The sequence below is a fragment of the Serratia sp. NPDC078593 genome (assembly GCF_050268245.1).
Lineage (GTDB): Bacteria > Pseudomonadota > Gammaproteobacteria > Enterobacterales > Enterobacteriaceae > JBNNGK01.
Window position 1 is genome coordinate 321,905 of sequence record NZ_JBNNGK010000001.1, and the last position, 20,442, is coordinate 342,346.

The 20,442-nt window shown below is 52.8% G+C and carries 17 protein-coding genes; 3 read left to right on the forward strand and 14 right to left on the reverse strand.

Annotated elements, in window-relative coordinates; genetic code table 11:
• The first annotated feature begins 182 nt into the window (after nt 1-182).
• Both ubiU and ACQKDS_RS01440 read left to right on the forward strand, forming a co-directional pair.
• Complete coding sequence (ubiU, locus tag ACQKDS_RS01435) at nt 183-1,178, forward strand: ubiquinone anaerobic biosynthesis protein UbiU (protein ID WP_399664420.1); 996 nt, start codon at nt 183-185, stop codon at nt 1,176-1,178.
• Nucleotides 1,179-1,189: 11 nt separating this feature from the next.
• The gene (locus ACQKDS_RS01440; RefSeq protein WP_399664418.1) at nt 1,190-2,068 is read left to right on the forward strand and encodes a U32 family peptidase; all 879 of its coding nucleotides are present in this window, start codon (nt 1,190-1,192) and stop codon (nt 2,066-2,068) included.
• A 335-nt stretch (nt 2,069-2,403) separates the two neighbouring features.
• Here the strand turns inward: ACQKDS_RS01440 and ACQKDS_RS01445 are convergent, their stop codons facing one another.
• From ACQKDS_RS01445 to ACQKDS_RS01455, 3 genes are read right to left on the reverse strand one after another with little or no spacing between them, the layout of a single operon-like run.
• Nucleotides 2,404-3,543, reverse strand: a complete 1,140-nt coding sequence (locus ACQKDS_RS01445) for an ABC transporter permease (protein ID WP_399664415.1) — start codon at nt 3,541-3,543, stop codon at nt 2,404-2,406.
• Entirely contained in the window at nt 3,540-4,694 is a 1,155-nt protein-coding gene (locus ACQKDS_RS01450) for an ABC transporter permease (RefSeq protein WP_399664412.1), read from the reverse strand. Before ACQKDS_RS01450 ends, ACQKDS_RS01445 begins: the two co-directional genes overlap by 4 nt.
• Nucleotides 4,676-5,647, reverse strand: a complete 972-nt coding sequence (locus tag ACQKDS_RS01455; RefSeq protein WP_399664410.1) for an HlyD family secretion protein — start codon at nt 5,645-5,647, stop codon at nt 4,676-4,678. The genes ACQKDS_RS01450 and ACQKDS_RS01455 overlap by 19 nt, the downstream gene beginning before the upstream one ends.
• A gap of 340 nt (nt 5,648-5,987) precedes the next feature.
• On the opposite strand from ACQKDS_RS01455, the gene ACQKDS_RS01460 reads away from it, so the two are divergent.
• Nucleotides 5,988-7,001 (forward strand): luciferase-like monooxygenase, encoded by a 1,014-nt coding sequence (locus tag ACQKDS_RS01460; protein WP_399664407.1) that lies wholly within the window; start codon nt 5,988-5,990, stop codon nt 6,999-7,001.
• A gap of 126 nt (nt 7,002-7,127) precedes the next feature.
• On the opposite strand, the gene yedF is transcribed toward ACQKDS_RS01460, so the two are convergent.
• From yedF to nusA, 11 genes are all read right to left on the reverse strand, one after another.
• Nucleotides 7,128-7,367, reverse strand: a complete 240-nt coding sequence (yedF, locus tag ACQKDS_RS01465; RefSeq protein WP_399664405.1) for a sulfurtransferase-like selenium metabolism protein YedF — start codon at nt 7,365-7,367, stop codon at nt 7,128-7,130.
• The gene (gene yedE, locus ACQKDS_RS01470) at nt 7,364-8,578 is read right to left on the reverse strand and encodes a selenium metabolism membrane protein YedE/FdhT (RefSeq protein ID WP_399664402.1); all 1,215 of its coding nucleotides are present in this window, start codon (nt 8,576-8,578) and stop codon (nt 7,364-7,366) included. The genes yedF and yedE overlap by 4 nt, the downstream gene beginning before the upstream one ends.
• 145 nt (nt 8,579-8,723) lie before the next feature.
• Nucleotides 8,724-10,658, reverse strand: a complete 1,935-nt coding sequence (locus tag ACQKDS_RS01475; RefSeq protein ID WP_399664399.1) for a DEAD/DEAH family ATP-dependent RNA helicase — start codon at nt 10,656-10,658, stop codon at nt 8,724-8,726.
• Nucleotides 10,648-10,728, reverse strand: coding sequence for a protein YrbN (gene yrbN, locus ACQKDS_RS01480; protein WP_096335046.1), 81 nt, complete (start codon nt 10,726-10,728; stop codon nt 10,648-10,650). Before yrbN ends, ACQKDS_RS01475 begins: the two co-directional genes overlap by 11 nt.
• Nucleotides 10,729-10,967: 239 nt before the next feature.
• A complete protein-coding gene (nlpI, locus tag ACQKDS_RS01485; protein ID WP_399664396.1) occupies nt 10,968-11,852 on the reverse strand; it encodes a lipoprotein NlpI in 885 nt (294 codons plus the stop codon).
• A gap of 128 nt (nt 11,853-11,980) precedes the next feature.
• A complete protein-coding gene (gene pnp, locus ACQKDS_RS01490) occupies nt 11,981-14,101 on the reverse strand; it encodes a polyribonucleotide nucleotidyltransferase (RefSeq protein ID WP_399664393.1) in 2,121 nt (706 codons plus the stop codon).
• A 255-nt stretch (nt 14,102-14,356) separates the two neighbouring features.
• Nucleotides 14,357-14,626, reverse strand: a complete 270-nt coding sequence (gene rpsO / locus ACQKDS_RS01495; RefSeq protein WP_004933502.1) for a 30S ribosomal protein S15 — start codon at nt 14,624-14,626, stop codon at nt 14,357-14,359.
• Between the two features lie 155 nt (nt 14,627-14,781).
• Nucleotides 14,782-15,726, reverse strand: coding sequence for a tRNA pseudouridine(55) synthase TruB (truB, locus tag ACQKDS_RS01500; protein ID WP_399664390.1), 945 nt, complete (start codon nt 15,724-15,726; stop codon nt 14,782-14,784).
• Nucleotides 15,726-16,136 (reverse strand): 30S ribosome-binding factor RbfA, encoded by a 411-nt coding sequence (rbfA, locus tag ACQKDS_RS01505; protein WP_399664387.1) that lies wholly within the window; start codon nt 16,134-16,136, stop codon nt 15,726-15,728. The genes truB and rbfA overlap by 1 nt, the downstream gene beginning before the upstream one ends.
• Nucleotides 16,137-16,204: 68 nt before the next feature.
• Nucleotides 16,205-18,898, reverse strand: coding sequence for a translation initiation factor IF-2 (gene infB, locus ACQKDS_RS01510; RefSeq protein ID WP_399664384.1), 2,694 nt, complete (start codon nt 18,896-18,898; stop codon nt 16,205-16,207).
• A gap of 24 nt (nt 18,899-18,922) precedes the next feature.
• Complete coding sequence (gene nusA, locus ACQKDS_RS01515) at nt 18,923-20,431, reverse strand: transcription termination factor NusA (RefSeq protein ID WP_399664381.1); 1,509 nt, start codon at nt 20,429-20,431, stop codon at nt 18,923-18,925.
• Between the last annotated feature and the right edge of the window lie 11 nt (nt 20,432-20,442).

Sequence of the window (20,442 nt, forward strand, 5' to 3'; positions counted from 1 at the left end):
TCAACAATTAGTGCAATTCACGTTTGTGACATCAAGCCTATCAATACGCCAGAAACTGCCCCAAATCAAAACCTGTTCGCCGTGGCTTCACTAAAATTGTCCACCCGTTTAAAAAAACGCCGTCGAAAGTCTCGCGCGGCAACAATTATCACAGCGTAAACTCGCTGGATCAGGATAAAACTATGGAGCTGCTTTGTCCCGCCGGTAATTTACCGGCTCTGAAAGCTGCGGTGGATAACGGTGCCGACGCCGTGTATATCGGCCTGAAAGATGACACCAACGCGCGCCACTTTGCCGGGCTCAATTTTACCGAGAAGAAGCTGCAAGAAGCCGCAGACTATGTGCACCGCCACAACCGTAAGCTGCATATTGCGATTAATACCTTCGCCCATCCAGACGGGTATGTACGTTGGCAACGCGCGGTAGACATGGCGGCACAACTGGGTGCCGATGCGCTTATTTTGGCCGATTTGGCCATGTTAGAGTACGCCGCCGAACGCTACCCGCAGATAGAACGCCACGTCTCGGTACAGGCTTCCGCCACCAATGAAGAGGCCATCCGTTTTTATCAGCGCCATTTCGCGGTGCATCGCGTGGTGTTACCGCGTGTGTTGTCGATGCATCAGGTTAAGCAACTGGCGCGCACCAGCCCGGTGCCATTGGAAGTGTTCGCCTTCGGTAGCCTGTGCATTATGGCCGAAGGCCGCTGTTATCTTTCCTCTTATTTGACCGGTGAATCCCCGAATACCGTCGGTGCTTGCTCCCCGGCTCGCTTTGTACGTTGGCTGCAAACGCCGCAGGGAATGGAATCGCGCCTGAATGATGTGTTGATTGACCGGTATCAAGAGGGTGAAAACGCCGGTTATCCGACGCTGTGTAAAGGTCGCTACCTCGTCGATGATGTGCGCTATCACGCCTTAGAGGAGCCCACCAGCCTCAATACACTGGCGTTGCTGCCGGAGTTGCTTGCCGCCAATATCGCCTCGGTGAAAATTGAAGGCCGTCAGCGCAGTCCCGCTTACGTGAGCCAAGTGGCACGCGTTTGGCGGCAGGCCATCGATCGCTGTATCGCCGATCCCGCCCGCTATCAGGCCGACGCCGCCTGGATGGACACCCTCGGCGCAATGGCTGAGGGCACCCAGACCACACTTGGCGCGTATCACCGTAAATGGCAATAGTTGGAGACTCCATGAAATATGCTTTAGGGCCGGTGCTCTACTACTGGCCAAAAACTGACATTGAGACATTTTATCAGCACGCGGTGAACAGCAGCGCGGAGATTATCTACCTGGGTGAAACGGTCTGCACCAAGCGACGCGAGATGAAAGTCGGCGATTGGCTAGCACTCGCTCAGGCTATCGCCCAATCGGGTAAACAGGTGGTGATCTCCACGTTGGCGCTATTGCAGGCGCCGTCCGAGCTGAACGAACTGAAGCGCTACGTGGAAAACGGCGAGTTTCTGATCGAAGCCAACGATCTGGGCACGGTGAATATGGCCGCCGAACGTGGATTGCCGTTTGTCGCCGGCCACGCGCTCAATTGTTATAACGCCTACACGCTACGCCTGCTACACAAGCAAGGAATGACGCGTTGGTGCATGCCCGTGGAGCTGTCGCGTGATTGGCTGGTTAATATGCTGACGCAGTGTGAAACCTTGGGCTTTCGTCATCAATTTGAGGTGGAAGTATTGAGCTACGGCTATCTGCCGCTGGCTTATTCGGCACGCTGCTTCACCGCGCGTTCAGAAAATCGTGGTAAAGATGAATGTGAAACCTGCTGCATCAACTATCCCCAAGGGCGCATGATGCGCTCGCAGGAGAACCAGCAGGTATTCGTCTTGAACGGTATTCAGACCATGAGCGGTTATTGCTACAACTTGGGCAACGAACTGCATAGCATGCAGGGCTTGGTAGACATCGTGCGCCTTTCGCCGCAGGACTTAGGTACGCTGGCGATGGTCGAGCAGTTCCGCGCCAATGAATACGGCGAAAATCCGCTCCCGTTGACCGATGATGCCGACTGCAACGGCTACTGGCGGCGCGTCGCCGGGTTGGCGTTAGTGCGCTAAACACGATGCCCCCGCACGACAGCGTCTCTTGCACTCCTTTACGATTCCCCCCGCTTACGCGGGGAACACTAATTAACTACGATAGATCGCAATATGCCCAGCGGTTTATCCCCGCTTACGCGGGGAACACTCTAAATATATCTAACTGAATTAATAGCACTTTTCCTTTGTGAAAAAATCACCAACTATCTATTAGCATCAAGAAAACATAACCAATTGAAAAATAAATTATTTATATCTTCATCCTCTACCGTATAGGCATTTCACCAAAAATCCCCCACTCACCCCGGATAAAGTGGCTTCCTACACGAGCGAATAAACGTCATTCCCTAAACCTATGCCCGACGTTTACGCAACAGATTACGCAACGCTACGCTGTTGCGGACAAAGCCGATGGCAATACCAATAGCGGTATACAGCGCTCCCAACAACAAGAGCATGGCAACATCGCCCCACACGTCACGCAACGGAATGCCCATTTGGTTAACTCCGGCAATCGCTTTGGTCGCCCAGGTAGAAGGAATCATTGAGGAGATTGCCCGCACCCAGCCTGGCATCGCCTGTAATGGCCAAATGGTGCCCGATAGATAGAACACCGGTGTGGTAATGAAAGACAGCGTCAGATAAATCATTTCTACGCTGCGTAAGCACTCGGTGACTAACTTACTTAACCCCAGCACCGCCAGTAGAAACGGGAAGGTTAACAGCAATATCTCAGGGATCGTCGCCGCCTGCCGATAACCCAGCACCCAAGGCCACAACACAAATAGCACAATCGATAAAAACAGCCAGATAGGCAGCAACGCCGACAGGCCGCCAAGGAATGCCGGTAATGAAGGTTTACCACCCGGCGCGCTTTTCAGCGCAATACTGACGCGCACGCTGGCGATTAATAATGAGTGTTGCAGCAACATGACTAACAGACCGGGGAAGATGATCGCCGCAAAGCTGATGCCCGGGTTAAACACATCTAAGGTCTGCCCCTGTATCGGTGTCAGAACCACCTGCGCTTGCTGTTCGCTAAAGCCGTTACGCAGCAATAATTCGGTGTTGTAATGGTTGAGCAACTGTTGATAAGCGGCAACCACATCTTGCTGAATCTGCCCGTTTGCCAGACGGTTGGTGGCGTCACCGAATACCGGGATGACGATATGCTCCCCATGCAGGATCTTTTTCTCCAGATTCACCGGCATGATGATAACCGCAAACAGTTCGCGCCAACCTAAATCACGTTTAGCCTCGTCCAGATTGTCATAGGTTTTGATGGCAATTTTCGAGGTCGCATCTAGCTGCCGGATTAACTGGCGGCTGGCAGTGCTATGATCTTGGTCGATCACCGCAACCGGCAAGTCCCACACCGTGCGGTTGGCATACACCATACTCATGATGCACAAAGACAGGATCAGCATCAGCCACATTGGCCGCTCCAGCATGCCAATCAGTACCCGGCAAAATGTCTGCCAATAACTTTTCATCCTGCGGCTCCCTCTTTCGCCAACCGTTTTAGCAGACGGTTACGCACCAAGAATGCGGTGACCAACGGATAAATAAGCAACAAGGCACATACGCCAAAAATCGCGCGCGCTGGCACCTGACGCAAAAACACGTCGAACATGGCGTACAGCGCATGGGTTAACGGTTCGATATTGGAAATAATCCGCGCAGGCAGTGGCATCGACAATTCTGGCACCGCCATGCCTGAGAAGGTCAGCGCAACACTGACTAAAATACCGATCAGGCTATAGGCGGTGATGGCGCTGCTGGTAAAGGTAAACAGCAGCAGACCAATACTTTGGGCGGCTATTACGTAGAAAAAACCAATCATCAGCATAAACAGCGGATTGCCGCTGACGCGGGCGTCAAATATCCCCACCAGCGCGGCAATCTCTACCATCAATAGCGTGGTAAAACACAGGGTATACGGTGCGAGCTTACCCAGCAGCGCTAGGCTAAACGGCCGTGCTTTCAACAATGATTTGCTGCGCACCAAGACGTAAATCATGCAGGTCACGACAAACAATTGCAGCAGATGAATGGTGGCGGCAAACTGTTGATAATAGATATAGCTGCCGCTGGCATTAAACAGGCTCCCGTAATTGAGCGCTACGTCAGCCAACGGTGGCAACGTTTTACCCATTTCACCGGCAATGATCGCACGGTAATTGCCGTTGGCCTCGCTAATCAATCCGCTGAAATCCTGGGTGGAATACAAACCCGCACCGTAGAATAACGCATTGTAATACAACACAATGCTTGGCTGCTTGCCTGCCAGCGCATTGGCTTCAAAATCTGGCGGCACATACAGCAGCGCATAGTCTTGCGCACTGCGTAAGCGGCGAATTGATTCATCCATGCCACCCGCATAGGCTTCAACATGGGCGTGCGAACCGGCATCCAGTTTGCGGATCAACGATTTTGATAACGGGCTGTGATCGCTATCCACCACCGATACCGGCAAATCCAGCAGTGTACCTTCCGAGAAGTTACTACCAATCAAGCCGAAAAGCAGCAGTGGAAACAGCCAGCCTAGCCAGTGAATAACCGGGCTGCGAAAGGCAATACGGCACTCACTATCGAAGGCATGGCTGAAACAACGCCACCCGGCTCTTAGTCTTTCCATTGCCATAAGGTACTCATCCCCGGGCGCAGGCCCTCGACCGGCTGAACCGGATACAGACGGACTTCGAAGGTTTTCAGGTCGAAATCACCGGTCGCACGCGTCGCGCGTTTGGTAGCGTAATCGCCCAGCGGTGCGATGTAACGCACTTCAGCCTCAATGTTGTTGTCCTTTAATGCCGGCACCCGCAGCGTAACTTTATCCCCCTTGCGCACATGGGCCAGAATATCTTCACGCAAATTGAACACGAAATACGCATCCGGTATGCGGATCAACGTCAACAAGGGGCTCGACGCATTGAGCAATTCACCCACTTCGGCCGGGATCGGCCCCACTTCGCCGTCTACCGGCGCTTTCACCTGCAGATCATCGGTCTGGGCTTTCACTTCCAGCAGGTTTTCTTCTGCTGCCCGCAGCGCCGCCGCATATTTTTGCCGCAGTTCTATTCGATCGCCATTAATCCCTTCATCCAGATTGGCTTTTGCTGCCAATACCTGCTGGTAAGCGGTATCACGCGAGCGTCGAGAGCTATCCAGTTCCGACTTAGAGATATAGCCTTTGGCCGCCACGCTCACGTTACGATCGTAATCATGTTGCGCGTTACGCAGTTCGGCTTGCGCCTGCGCCAGACTGGCACGCAGGCTGCGGATGCTCTCTTCTCGCGTACCGTTGAGCGATTGTTCGAGCTGTGCTTTGGCTTCGTCTCGCGTCGCTTGCGCTGAGCGCAGTTGCGCCATCAGCTCCGGGCTGTCGAGTTGAATCAACCGTTGCCCAGTTTTAACATCGTCCCCACGCTCCACCAGGCGTTCAATGACCCGCCCTTTGGCTTTAGATGCAACGACCACTTCCGGTGCATCCACTTCGCCCTGTAATAATAAATACTGGTTGTGCGCGCGAAATAACACCGCCATGGCGATGGCAAACACGACCAGCAACAGGGTAAATAACGTCTTTTTTTTCATGCGTCAGGCTCCCTGAACGGTTCACGGCGGGGTAAAAAAATGGTCTATCCGAAATCCCGCTTCCTGCGTTGGGGCGTAGCACGCTGCGCCCGTCAGTCTCATCATTCACTTCTGTGGGGCAAACACGATTCACCCGCAACGAATTTGGCAAAATTATTATTGTGTTATTAATCCCGCACCATCTTTATAAATCTCTAGAAAAGCCACTCCTACGCTAAGGATATCACAAGCACAGATATCCCCTTTTATAACCGTAATTTGAATTATGCTTTTAACGTTAACGAGCAGATCTCTGCACTCGCCCTTTAAGCGATGAAATTTGGCACAATGGACGAATGATATGACTGAAAATAAACTGGTACCGCTCTCGGTACTGGATCTCTCACCGATCCCGCAGGGCGCAAAACCACGCGATGCGTTCCACTGTTCTTTAGATTTAGCACAACATGCTGAAAAGTGGGGTTTCCAACGCTATTGGTTAGCGGAACATCACAATATGACCGGCATCGGCAGCGCAGCAACCTCGGTATTATTGGGTTTTCTCGCCGCAGGAACACAAACTATCCGCCTCGGTTCCGGTGGTGTGATGCTGCCAAACCATGCCCCCTTAGTGATTGCCGAACAGTTCGGCACGTTGGAATCGCTGTATCCTGGCCGTATTGATCTCGGGCTAGGCCGCGCACCCGGCACGGATCAACGCACCATGATGGCGCTGCGTCGCCACCTTTCAAGTGAAGTGGATAATTTCCCGCGTGACGTGCAGGAGCTGCAACATTACTTTGGCGAACTGCAACCGGGCCAGGCGGTACAAGCCGTACCGGGGCAGGGCCTGCATGTGCCGATTTGGTTATTGGGTTCCAGCCTGTACAGCGCCCAGTTGGCAGCCAAGTTGGGGCTACCGTTCGCATTTGCCTCACACTTCGCGCCAGATATGCTGTTCCAAGCGCTGAAATTGTATCGTGAAAACTATCAACCCTCTGAACGCTGGCCGCAACCGCATGCGATGGTGTGCGTTAACGTGGTGGCGGCCGATAGCGATCGCGATGCACGTTTCCTGTTTACCTCCATGCAGCAACAGTTCATCAATCTGCGACGGGGTTCGCCAGGCCCACTGCCCGTACCGGTTGATAACATTCACGCGTTGTGGACCGCGGGTGAACAATATGGCGTCGAACACGCGCTCAGTATGTCGATTGTTGGCGATAAAAATACCGTGCGCCACGGTTTACAAGCGCTACTGAAAGAAACTCACGCCGATGAGATCATGGTCAACGGACAAATTTTTGATCATCAAGCACGGCTCCACTCGTTTGAACTGGTTGCGCAGTTAAAAGACGCGTTACTGACAGCCTAACCCTAATGTAACGGGCGCCTTACGGCGCCCTGATGTCAATGACCATGTGTGAGACTGAGTGCTGACAGGTGCAACATGTCACGCCCCTACGGAGAAGATAGCTATATCACTTTCGCGTCTCTGATGTTATCGCTGGATCAGATAGCGAATGGTTGGCCCATCCTGCTGAATATCCAACACGCTATAGCCATGATTGCGCGCATCGAGTGGAATAGTGTTGATTGACTGCGGGCAATCGCTAATCACCTCAAGAATCTCACCCGGTTTTAACTGCGGCATTGCCTCTAGCGTTGCCACCGCCGGGTAAGGGCATGGCTCACCGAGCATATCTAAGCGGTAATCCGGCACGATCGTTTGCGATTTCATGGCACACTCCTCAAATTAACGCCCTGCGCCTGCGGTTTGGCGCGGAAAAAACGCTTTTCCCACCACAGCATGGCGACAAACGCCAGTGCCAATAGTAGGTAAGTCACCAGCAGGCCGCCCGTCGGGCCAAACGTATCCAATAAATTGATTTTGTCATAATCTGTCGCCAATGCCGGAGCCAGGTCGTCCCAATAATAAGCCAGCAGTGTCGCCCCCATGATATTGCCTAGCCCTACCCACCAATAGTGAACTTGGCCTTCAACCGCGCGATACATCCAGCCGGTTTCACACCCGCCTGCTAGCACGATGCCAAAACCAAACAATAATCCCCCCAATGCCGCGTTAGGCCCCGCCCACATGATCTTGGGTGCCACACCAAGTTGCACATAACTGAAAATGCCGATGGCACTGACAGCCATACCCAAGATAATCGCTTTAGCCATATGAGTTCTACCGGTGATCCACAGATCACGAAACGCCGAGGTAAAGCAAATCTGCGCGCGTTCAATCAGCAGGCCAAATCCGATGCCAAACAGCATGGCGATCCCCAATTTAGGTGCATCGAACAGCGTCCACAGTGACCATACCAACGCCAACAGAAATATCACCATACCGAGTCGAAAACGCCGACGCACCTGCTGCGGTTTTTGCGTCAATGGCGCAGCCGACTGCACTTTCTGTAACGTCACCGGAATGCGAAACAGCGGCAATAACGTGAACTTGGCACCAAAATATGAACCTACGGCGGTAGCAAGCGCAAAGAACCAGGCATGTAGCGAGAACTGAGGAATACCGGTAAAGAAAGCCGCAAGGTTGCAGCCCATCGCCAACCGTGCACCGAAACCCGCGATAATGCCCCCCAACAGTGCTTGAAAAATACGCATACGATACTGGGGCATACGCAGTTTGATATTGTTTGCCCACAGTGCGGCGGCAATACACCCGGCAAACATCCCGATAATCATTCGCCCATCGATGCGTTCTAACGGTGTCCCTTCAAGACCAATCACTTTGAAGTAACCCCACTGTTCAGGGTGAAAACCGAACCATTGCAATACATGCCCACCCCAGCGGGTAAATTCGCCGGTCACGGCCCAGAAAGTCCCGGTCAAACCAAAGTAATAAGTCGAAAGGATCCCCGCCGCAATCACCGCCGGTAACGGCGCCCAAAAGCGCACCAGGTATTGAGATTTGAAATACTGCCAACTCATGGCATCTCCTATGCATCACATCCGTGAATAAAAACCCGGTAAATAATACGCCATTAGTTTCGATTAACAGCAATTTCAGGCATAAAAAAACCAGCCCGAAGGCTGGTTTTTAGCATGATTCACCGTATCACGGCTAAATCAGGATTTATGCATCACCAAAACGGCGGCGTGGTGTCGCAGGTGCAGCATCGTCACGACGCGGTGCGCGGTCACGATTAAAGTTACCACCGCCACGGCGCTCGCCACCGGCAGCGTTACCGCCTTCACGACGTTCACCGAAAGAGCGACGTGGTGCACCAGCACCTTCACGGCGTTCGCCATTGAATGGACGGCCGTTGCCACGACGTTCGCCACCGGCATTACCGCCTTCACGACGCTCACGGCGTTCATGCGGCTGAGCGTCACCCAGCAGTTGCATGTTCATCGGTTTGTTCAGAATGCGGGTACGCGTGAAGTGATTCAGGATCTCGCCCGGCATACCTTTTGGCAACTCGATAGTGGAGTGAGAGCCAAACAGTTTGATGTTACCAATGTAACGGCTGCTGATGTCACCTTCGTTAGCGATAGCACCCACGATGTGGCGTACTTCAACACCGTCATCACGGCCCACTTCAATGCGGTACAGCTGCATCTCGCCCACATCACGACGTTCGCGACGTGCTGGACGATCGCCGCCGTCACGGTTGTCACGACGACGGTCGCCACCGCGATCGTCACGATCGTTGAATTCACGACGCTGACGCGGTTTGAATACCGGATCGGGTGGCAGAATCAGTGGACGTTCGCCCTGCGCCATCTTCAGCAGTGCGGCGGCCAGCGTTTCGATATCCAGTTCTTCTTCCGGCTGCAGTTTAGCCAGCAGAGCACGGTACATGTCCAGATCGCTGCTTTCCAGCTGTTGCTGTACTTTCGCGGCAAATTTGGCCAGACGACGTTGACCCAACAGTTCAGCATTTGGCAACTCAACTTCAGGAATGGTCAACTTCATGGTGCGTTCAATGTTGCGCAGCAGGCGGCGTTCGCGGTTTTCCACAAACAGCAACGCGCGGCCAGCACGGCCAGCACGACCAGTACGGCCAATACGGTGAACGTAAGATTCTGAATCCATTGGGATATCGTAGTTTACTACCAGGCTGATACGCTCAACGTCAAGGCCGCGAGCCGCAACGTCGGTGGCAATCAGGATATCCAGACGACCGTCTTTCAGACGCTCCAGCGTCTGCTCACGCAGTGCCTGGTTCATGTCGCCGTTCAATGCAGCGCTGCTGTAACCACTGCGCTCCAACGCTTCAGCCACTTCCAGCGTAGCGTTTTTGGTACGCACAAAGATGATTGCAGCATCAAAGTCTTCGGCTTCCAGGAAACGCACCAGCGCTTCATTCTTACGCATGCCCTGTGCAGTCCAGTAGCTCTGGCTGATATCAGGACGGGTAGTAATGCTGGATTGAATACGCACTTCCTGCGGCTCTTTCATAAAGCGGCGGGTAATGCGACGAATCGCTTCCGGCATCGTGGCAGAGAACAGTGCGGTCTGATGTTCAGCCGGGATTTCTGCCATGATCGTTTCTACGTCTTCGATAAAGCCCATGCGCAGCATTTCGTCGGCTTCATCCAGCACCAGACCGCTCAGGTTAGAGAGGTTCAGGGTGCCGCGTTTCAGGTGGTCCAGCAAACGGCCCGGGGTACCCACTACGATTTGTGGGCCCTGACGCAGGGCACGCAGCTGTACGTCGTAACGTTGGCCACCGTAAAGGGCAACAACGTTAACGCCAGTCATATGTTTAGAGAAATCAGTCATCGCTTCAGCAACCTGAACCGCCAATTCGCGGGTCGGTGCCAGCACCAAAATCTGTGGTGCCTTCAAGGAAGCGTCGAGGTTATGCAGCAGTGGCAGCGAGAACGCTGCAGTTTTACCACTGCCGGTTTGTGCCATACCCAGCACATCGCGACCGTTCAACAGGTGAGGAATACACTCTGCCTGGATCGGTGACGGTTTTTCGTAGCCCAGATCGGTCAGGGCAGAAATGATAGGAGCAGACAGCCCCAGGTCAGCAAAAGAGGTTTCAAGCTCAGTAGTCATGTACACGTGCCTCATTAATAATGGCAGCCAGTCTACATAACTCGTCGAGAAAATTTTCAGTCATTTTCATTGAAAAGTGTGAACCGGCTCAAATTAGATTATAAAACGAACAAAAAAGCCCTCACCCGTGAAGGCGATAGCTATGGCATATGCCAAGGTCTATCAGGCTGATTACCCTTCATCTTTCACGCTGCTGCCGTGTTGGCTGCTCTCCCTCACCCTCGTCACTTAGTTCACTAAGCTCCCAGGGATGCGTTCGATTGCCAACTTGCCGCAACGCGAAACCTTTTGGGTATAGGTGTTCGTCAGCTATTGCTGGTCCGATTCCGATAGGTCGTCTTGTTCTTGGCCCAAAAGTGCCAATTCCAACAATGCATAGCGGTGCTCAACAAAGTTATGAACGTTGTTAGCCACCGTCAGTTTGAACAGCGCCGAAGCGGTGCTCTTGTCCCCCAGACTCAGGTAATGTTTACCCAAATAGAAGTCAGTTTCACTGAGATGCTCAGCGAGCGAAGTGTTATCCGTTGCATCTGCCTTGAGGCTTTCCATCAGCGTTTTTTCGCTGATCTTACCTAGGTAGAATTCGACAATTTTCCATCCCCATTGCCCTCTGTCCGCTTTGTCATAACGCTGCTGGAGCGCTACGTCAGCTTTCTTGGAATCGATCTCTCTTTCCACAAGATAAAGCCACAATGAACGGAAGGGATCATTTGGGTCGTCTTGATAAAACGCCTGCAGATCATCCTGCGCCAACGGGAAGCGGCCGCCATAATACAGTGCGATGCCCCGGTTTAAACGCGCGTAATTGTAAGTTGGATCAAGCTCTAGTACAGAATCAAACGCTTCATAGGCAGCATCAAAATTGCCTGCCTGCGTTAAGTAAATGCCCAGGTAGTTGAAAACTTCTGGCATATCAGGACGTATCGCCAGCGCTTGCGAAAAATCATTGCGCGCCAGTGCACGTAACCCAAGGCTATCATACAGCACACCGCGCTCATATAAAAGCTGCGCACGCTCATCGTCCGTCAGTGCCCGGCTGGCAAGTATTTGTTCCATGCGCGCCAGGATCACTTCCTGCTGCAGCGTCGGCTGCAACGGAATAGCCAAAACGTCATCATTACGCCAATCATTGTTGCTGCATCCTGCCAGCATGAGTGCTGTCGCAACGTAACACCAGCGTAAGAAAGGTTTCATTTCCCACTCCCGAAGACAAACATTGGATGAACGTCCTGTCCCCCGCTGCTCAAAACGCGAGTTTCCTATCCGCGCGATACGAACAGCTCCCAACCTCAAGGCGGGGAGCTGTAAAAACTGCTTTACAGTTATTCTGCTTCAGGTGCAGCAGGCGCATCCGTTTCAGGTGCGGTGGCTTCTTTGATGCTCAGGCGCACACGGCCCTGACGATCAACTTCCAACACCTTGACGGGAACTTCCTGACCCATCTGCAGATAGTCAGTCACTTTCTCAACGCGCTTGTCAGCAATTTGCGAAATATGAACCAGACCTTCTTTACCGCCGCCGATAGCCACGAAGGCACCGAAGTCAACGATACGGGTTACTTTACCCTGATAGATACGACCTACTTCGATTTCAGCGGTAATTTCTTCGATACGACGGATAGCATACTTGGCTTTATCACCGTCGGTCGCAGCAATTTTCACTGTACCATCATCTTCGATTTCGATGGTAGTACCTGTTTCTTCAGTCAACGCACGGATGACTGAACCGCCTTTACCGATAACATCTTTGATCTTATCTGGGCTGATCTTGATGGTATGAATACGTGGTGCAAATTCGGAGATATCGCCACGCGGAGTGCTGATAGCTTGCTCCATCACGCTCAGGATGTGCAGACGCGCACCCTTGGCCTGATTCAGTGCTACCTGCATGATTTCGCGGGTGATACCTTCAATTTTAATGTCCATTTGCAGCGCGGTGATGCCATCACGGCTACCCGCCACTTTGAAGTCCATGTCGCCCAGATGATCTTCGTCACCCAGAATGTCGGACAGAACGACAAAGTTATCCTGCTCTTTCACCAAGCCCATCGCGATACCGGCAACGGCTGCCTTGATAGGCACACCTGCGTCCATCAATGCCAAAGAGGCACCACACACCGACGCCATAGATGAAGAACCGTTAGATTCGGTGATTTCAGACACCACACGTACCGTGTACGGGAAATCTTCTGGTTTAGGCATCATAGCCAATACGCCGCGTTTCGCTAGGCGACCGTGACCAATTTCACGACGTTTAGGCGAACCAACCATACCGGTTTCACCGACGGAGTATGGAGGGAAGTTGTAGTGGAACAGGAAGCTGTCGGTTTTTTCACCCATCAGCTCATCCAGGTTCTGTGCATCACGCGCCGTACCCAGCGTGGCCGTAACCAGTGCCTGAGTTTCACCACGGGTGAACAGGGCGGAACCATGGGTACGCGGCAGCACACCGGTACGCACGTCCAGACCACGGATCATGTCTTTTTCGCGGCCATCGATACGTGGCTCACCACGCAGTACGCGGCTACGCACAACGTTCTTCTCAACGTTACCCAAGATGTCTTGAATTTCGCTGGCGTCCAGGGTTTCGTCCTGTGCCAACAATGCAGCAGTAACGTCTTCTTTGATTGCATCAACCTGGGTGTAGCGTTCTTGCTTCTCGGTGATGTGGTAAGCATCGCCCAGACGGCTTTCGGCCAGCTCTGCTACGCGTGCGTGCAGCGCTTCGTTGACCGCAGGTGCCTGCCAATCCCACTTCGGCTTGCCCGCTTCAGCAACCAGAGAGTTGATGTTTTCGATAACAACTTGCTGTTGTTCGTGACCGAACACCACTGCGCCCAGCATTTGGTCTTCGCTCAGCACGTCGGCTTCGGATTCAACCATCAGTACCGCGCCAGCCGTACCGGCAACTACCAGATCCAGGCTGCTTTCTTTCAGCTCATCGGTGGTTGGGTTCAGGACGTATTGGTTGTTGATGTAACCAACGCGCGCAGAACCGATCGGGCCATTGAACGGAATACCGGACAGGCTCAGTGCAGCAGATGCACCGATCATGGCGACGATATCAGGGTTAACCTGTGGGTTTACAGAAACCACGGTGGCAATAACCTGCACTTCGTTCAGGAAGTTGTCCGGGAACAGAGGGCGGATTGGGCGGTCAATCAGACGGGAAGTGAGCGTTTCACCCTCGCTTGGGCGGCCTTCACGACGGAAGAAGCTGCCTGGGATACGACCTGCAGCGTAGGTACGCTCTTGATAGTTAACAGTCAGCGGGAAGAAGCTTTGGCCTGGCTTGGCTTTCTTCTGGCCCACAACGGTCACGAATACGGCAGTGTCATCCATGCTAACCATAACGGCAGCAGTGGCCTGACGCGCCATCATACCGGTCTCAATGGTGACGGTATGCTGGCCATACTGGAACTTACGGATAATCGGTGTCAGCAAAATTTTTTCCTTAGATTAGGCGCGCAATCGTATTGACGACTCGACACGCCTGGAGCTCTACTTGCCTTCTCACTACATCCTCGCGACTAATGACAATCTTTATCTCATTCGTAAGATAAAGCCTCTCATTAGCCGCGCGAACCTCTGTAACGGAAGATCCTGTTTAGAAACATCAGCAATACATTAACCTGATTTGCTTATGCTTCCTAGAAGAAAGGGGCCAAAATAGGCCCCTTTCCACTGAAACTCGCTAGATTAGCGACGCAGACCCAGACGCTCGATCAGGCTGGTGTAACGTGCTACATCTTTACGCTTCAGGTAGTCCAGCAGCTTACGACGCTGAGAAACCATACGCAGCAGACCACGACGGCTGTGGTGATCTTTTTTGTGCTCTGAGAAGTGGCCTTGCAGATGGTTGATCTGCGCAGTCAACAGGGCAACCTGAACTTCGGTAGAACCGCTGTCGTTAGTACCACGACCGAAATCAGCTACGATTTGAGCTTTAGCTTCAACACTTAGAGACATTGTCATACTCCAAATTATAAACTTTAAATACAGGCGCCGATCTCTAATTCAGCAACCCAATAATAAGCAATGACCCTCAATTGAGAGTCATTGCCTAGGCTGGACTATTCTACTCTTAGCGTAGAACAATCGCAAGGTGAGTCGTTTTTGGCCAGTTAGTCGAAATACTCGACAACCAGCCGCTTCGGCGCAACGCGACCGTCGTCAGCAATCTGACCCACGCCAATAAATTTATGCTCATCGCCTTCGGTGATGCGCACCATGCCAGAAGCTGGCACACCCGCCGCTTGAACCGGTTGCCCTTGCTTGACATAACCTGCCACCACTGGCAACAAGTTAACTTCCGGGAAGTTTTCTACCGGGCTATCCATCGGCATCAGCAATGGGTCGAGCAGTTCACTCGGCGCAATACCTTCGGCCTGCGCCTGCTCCAACAACGCATTCAACTGCTCCAGCGTCACCATACGTTCGATAGGATACGTTGCTACCTGCAAACGACGCAGGTAAATCACATGCGCGCCGCAGCCCAGCAATTCGCCAAGATCGTCGGTAATAGTACGGATATACGTCCCTTTGGAGCAGTGAACTTCCAGCTCCAGTTCATCACCTTCCCAACGAATAAACGTCAGTTCGTAAACGGTGATGCTGCGCGCTTCACGTGGCACTTCAATGCCTTGCCGCGCGTATTCGTACAGTTTTTTACCCTGATACTTCAACGCGGAATACATCGATGGCACTTGCTGGATGTTGCCACGGAACGTTTCCAGCGCTGCATCGAGCTGCGCTTGAGTCACGTTGACCGGGCGTTCTTGCACTATCTGGCCATCCGCATCCGAGGTATCGGTACGCTGGCCAAGACGCGCGATCACGCGATAACGCTTATCGGAGTCGAGCAAGAATTGGGAGAACTTGGTCGCTTCGCCCAAGCAGATCGGCAGCATGCCGGTTGCCAACGGATCGAGCGCTCCGGTATGGCCTGCCCGATTAGCGTTATAACAGCGTTTTACTTTTTGCAGTGCGTCATTGGAGGACAAACCTTGAGGTTTATCCAACAACAGAACGCCGTGGATGTCACGGCCGCGGCGACGAGGGCGACTCATTAAGCCTCCTCGTCATCGCCTGAGGCAGTACGACGCTCAGCGTCATTCTTCACCACGTTGGTCACCAGGTTCGACATACGCATACCTTCCACCAACGAGTTGTCGTAAGCGAAGGTCAGTTCCGGTACCACGCGCAGTCGCATCGCCTTGCCCAGTAAAGTACGGATATAGCCGGATGCATCTTGCAGTGCTTTAATGCCTTTGGTCACCAATTCGGGATCGTGGTTTTCGGTCAGCACGTTGAGGAAAGTGACATAAACCTTTGCATAAGCCAGATCGCGCGACACTTCCACGCCAGACACGGTCGCCATGCCGACACGCGGATCTTTGACTTCACGCTGCAAAATGATCGCGATCTCTTTTTGCATTTCTTGCGCGACGCGTTGGCCGCGGCTGAATTCTTTTGCCATTTGGAAATCCTCCAGACAAATAAGGGGGCACAAGGCCCCCTAAAACAAAATAACGTATTATTCGAGGCTTAAGCGATAGTACGCTGGATCTCGATAATTTCGAACACTTCGATCATATCGCCGGTGCGAACATCGTTGTAGTTCTTAACGCCGATACCACATTCCATGCCGTTACGGACTTCGTTAACGTCATCTTTGAAGCGGCGCAGAGATTCCAGCTCACCTTCATAGATAACCACGTTGTCGCGCAGTACACGAATTGGGTTGTGACGTTTGATGTTACCTTCGGTCACCATACAACCTGCGATAGCACCAAATTTCGGTGATTTGAACACGTCACGCACTTCAGCCAAACCGATAATTTGCTGTTTGTATTCCGGTGCCAACATACCGCTCATCGCCTGCTTAACTTCATCAATCAGGCTATAAATGACGGAGTAATAACGCAGATCCAAGCTTTCCGCTTCGATAACGCGACGCGCAGACGCGTCAGCACGAACGTTAAAGCCGATGATGATCGCATTGGAGGCCGCAGCCAGCGTTGCATCAGTTTCGGTGATACCACCAACGCCGGAACCCACAATCTTCACTTTCACTTCGTCAGTCGAGAGTTTCAACAGTGAATCACAAATCGCTTCACAAGAACCCTGTACGTCAGATTTCAGTACGATGTTCAGTTCAGAAACTTCACCATCGGTCATGTTAGCAAACATGTTTTCAAGTTTAGATTTCTGCTGGCGTGCCAGTTTAACCTCGCGGAACTTGCCTTGACGGTACAGCGCCACTTCACGCGCTTTCTTCTCGTCACGCACTACGGTTGCCTCATCACCCGCAGCAGGAACACTGGACAGACCCAGGATTTCTACCGGGATAGAAGGGCCCGCTGAAGTCACTTCGCGGCCTAACTCATCACGCATCGCACGTACACGGCCGTATTCAAAGCCGCACAGCACGATATCGCCTTTGTTAAGCGTACCTTCTTGTACCAGAACGGTTGCCACAGGACCACGACCTTTATCTAGGAAGGATTCGATGACCACACCGCTTGCCATACCGCTACGTACCGCTTTCAGTTCGAGAACTTCAGCTTGCAGCAAAATAGCATCCAGCAATTCATCAATACCGGTACCCGCTTTCGCAGAAACGTGAACAAACTGCGCTTCGCCGCCCCACTCTTCCGGCATTACGCCGTACTGGGACAGTTCTTGTTTCACACGATCCGGATCGGCTTCTGGTTTATCGATTTTGTTAACCGCTACCACCAATGGCACTTTAGCTGCTTTCGCGTGCTGGATAGCTTCGATGGTTTGCGGCATCACGCCATCATCCGCCGCCACAACCAGAACCACGATGTCAGTCGCCTGAGCACCACGAGCACGCATTGAGGTGAACGCGGCGTGGCCTGGGGTATCCAGGAAGGTGATCATGCCACTGTCAGTTTCAACGTGGTATGCACCAATGTGCTGAGTAATGCCGCCCGCTTCACCCGATGCCACCTTGGTGGAACGAATGTAATCAAGCAGAGAGGTTTTACCGTGGTCAACGTGACCCATGATGGTCACAACCGGTGCGCGTGGTTCAGCAGCCGCAGTACCACCGGTATCACGATCGCTCATCAGCGCTTCTTCCAGTTCGTTTTCACGACGCAGGATAACTTTGTGGCCCATCTCTTCAGCAACCAGCTGTGCGGTTTCCTGATCGATGACTTGGTTAATGGTCGCCATAGCGCCCAGCTTCATCATGGTTTTAATAACCTGAGAGCCTTTAACCGCCATCTTGTTGGCCAGTTCGGCAACGGTAATGGTTTCGCCGACGATAACGTCGCGGTTAACCGCTTGAGCGGGTTTGTTGAAGCCCTGCTGCAGCGTGCTAGGCTTACGTCGACCTTTACCACCACGGGTTACGGCACGCGCTTCTTCACGGTCAGCTTTGGATTCGGAAAGTTTGCTGCCTTTCTTCTGCTTGGTCGCTTTGCCACCGCGAGTACGGGCACGGCGATCGCCTTCAACTTTAGCGTCGTTCTCATCTTCAGCCGCGCGCGCATGTTGAGAGGTTGTTACGTGGTAGTCGGCAGTTTCAACAGCCGCGCTTGCCGCGTCAGCTTCCGCCCACTTCTCACCATTTTCTTCCGCCATACGGCGTGCTTCTTCGGCGACGCGTTTGGCTTCTTCTTCAACCTTACGGCGCACTTCTTCTTCCGCTTTACGTTTAAGTTCTGCGGCTTCGGCTTCGCGGCGTGCTTTTTCTGCCTGAGCTGGCTTGGTCATTTCGTCGGTATGTTGATTCGTCACTTTATCTTTTTCCGCTGCATCACGCTTAGCAATTTCTGCGGCCTCACGTTTGGCTTGCTCTTCGGCTGCGCGCTTCGCTTCTGCTTCGCGTTTCGCTAACTCTTCCGCTTCGCGCCGTGCCTGCTCTTCCGCTTCACGCTGTGCCTGCTCTGCCGCTTCCGCCTGTTGGGCTTCTTGCGTATCGCGATTTACATAAGTGCGTTTCTTGCGGACCTCAATTTGCACCGATTTACTTTTACCGCCGGTGCTCGGAATATTTAACGTGCTACGCGTTTTGCGCTGCAACGTCAGTTTACTTGGCGCGCTACCGTGTTCACGGTTCAGGTGCGCCAATAAAGTCTCTTTTTCTTGCTGGGTAACAGAGTCTGTCTCAGACTTGTTGATCCCTGCGTCAGCAAACTGCTGTACCAGGCGATCAACCGGAGTCTGGATCTCTGCTGCCAGTGATTTTACGGTTACATCTGTCGTCATGCTGTTCCTTCCTGCTACAGTTTATTACGCGTTGTCGCCAAACCAACAGATATTTCGTGCGGCCATAATTAGCTCGCCGGCTTGCTGATCGCTAAGCCCTTCAATATCAGCCAGATCGTCAACACCCTGCTCGGCAAGATCTTCCAGCGTACAAACCCCACGCGCGGCCAGTTTAAAGGCCATGCTGCGCTCAAGACCCGGCAGGTTGAGCAAATCGTCAGCAGGTTTTTGGTCACCCAGGCTTTCTTCTTGAGCCAGGGCCAGCGTGGTCAATGCAGCTTTGGCGCGATCGCGCAACGCTTCAACCGTATCTTCATCCAGACCGTCGATTTCCAGCAGCTCGTTGATTGGCACGTAAGCCAGTTCTTCCAGCGTAGAGAAGCCTTCCTCGACCAGTACAGTGGCGAAATCTTCGTCGATATCAAGATACTTGGTGAAGGTATCAATGGCGGCATGAGCTTCAGCCTGGTGCTTGGCCTGCAGATCGTCCGCCGTCATCACGTTCAGTTCCCAACGGTCATCATCACGATGCTGTTTCAATAATTGGGAAGCCAAACGCACGTTTTGGCCATTACGGCCGATCGCCTGTGCCAGATTGCTGGCTTCAACGGCGATATCCATGGTGCAATTATCTTCATCAACCACGATTGAGGCGACGTCTGCCGGCGCCATAGCGTTGATGACGAACTGCGCTGGGTTATCATCCCACAGGATGATATCGATACGTTCACCGCCGAGTTCACTCGAAACGGCCTGAACGCGCGCACCGCGCATACCGACACAAGCGCCAACGGGATCGATGCGCTTATCGTTGGTTTTCACTGCAATTTTCGCACGGGAGCCAGGATCGCGGGCTGCCGCTTTAATTTCAATCACTTCTTCGCCGATTTCCGGCACTTCGATGCGGAATAATTCTTTCAGCATCTCTGAACTGGAGCGGCTGACGAACAGCTGCGCGCCACGCGCTTCAGGACGCACCGCATACAGCACGCCGCGGATGCGGTCGCCTGGGCGGAAGTTTTCACGCGGAAGCATATCTTCACGGCCAATAACCGCTTCCGCATTGCCACCTAAATCCAGCGCAATGCTGTCGCGGTTAACTTTTTTCACCACGCCAGTGACGATTTCACCTTCGTGCTGACGGAAAGCGTCAACCACCATGGCACGCTCAGCTTCTCGTACTTTTTGCACGATAACCTGTTTAGCGGTCTGGGTTGTGATGCGGTCAAAGGTCACCGATTCGATTTGATCTTCAATGTATCCGCCCAACTCAATGCTTGGGTCGTCATACTGAGCAGCTTCCAGCGTGATTTCACGCGTAGGTTGAGTCACTTCATCAACGGCGACCCAACGGCGGAAAGTATCAAAATCGCCGGTTTTGCGATCGATGCTGACACGCACGTCAATTTCCTGCTCGTATTTTTTCTTGGTGGCGGTGGCTAATGCGGTTTCCAACGCTTCGAAAATCTTCTCACGCGGAAGGGATTTTTCATTGGAAACTGCTTCAACAACAGCCAGAATCTCTTTATTCATCCGAGTTGCCT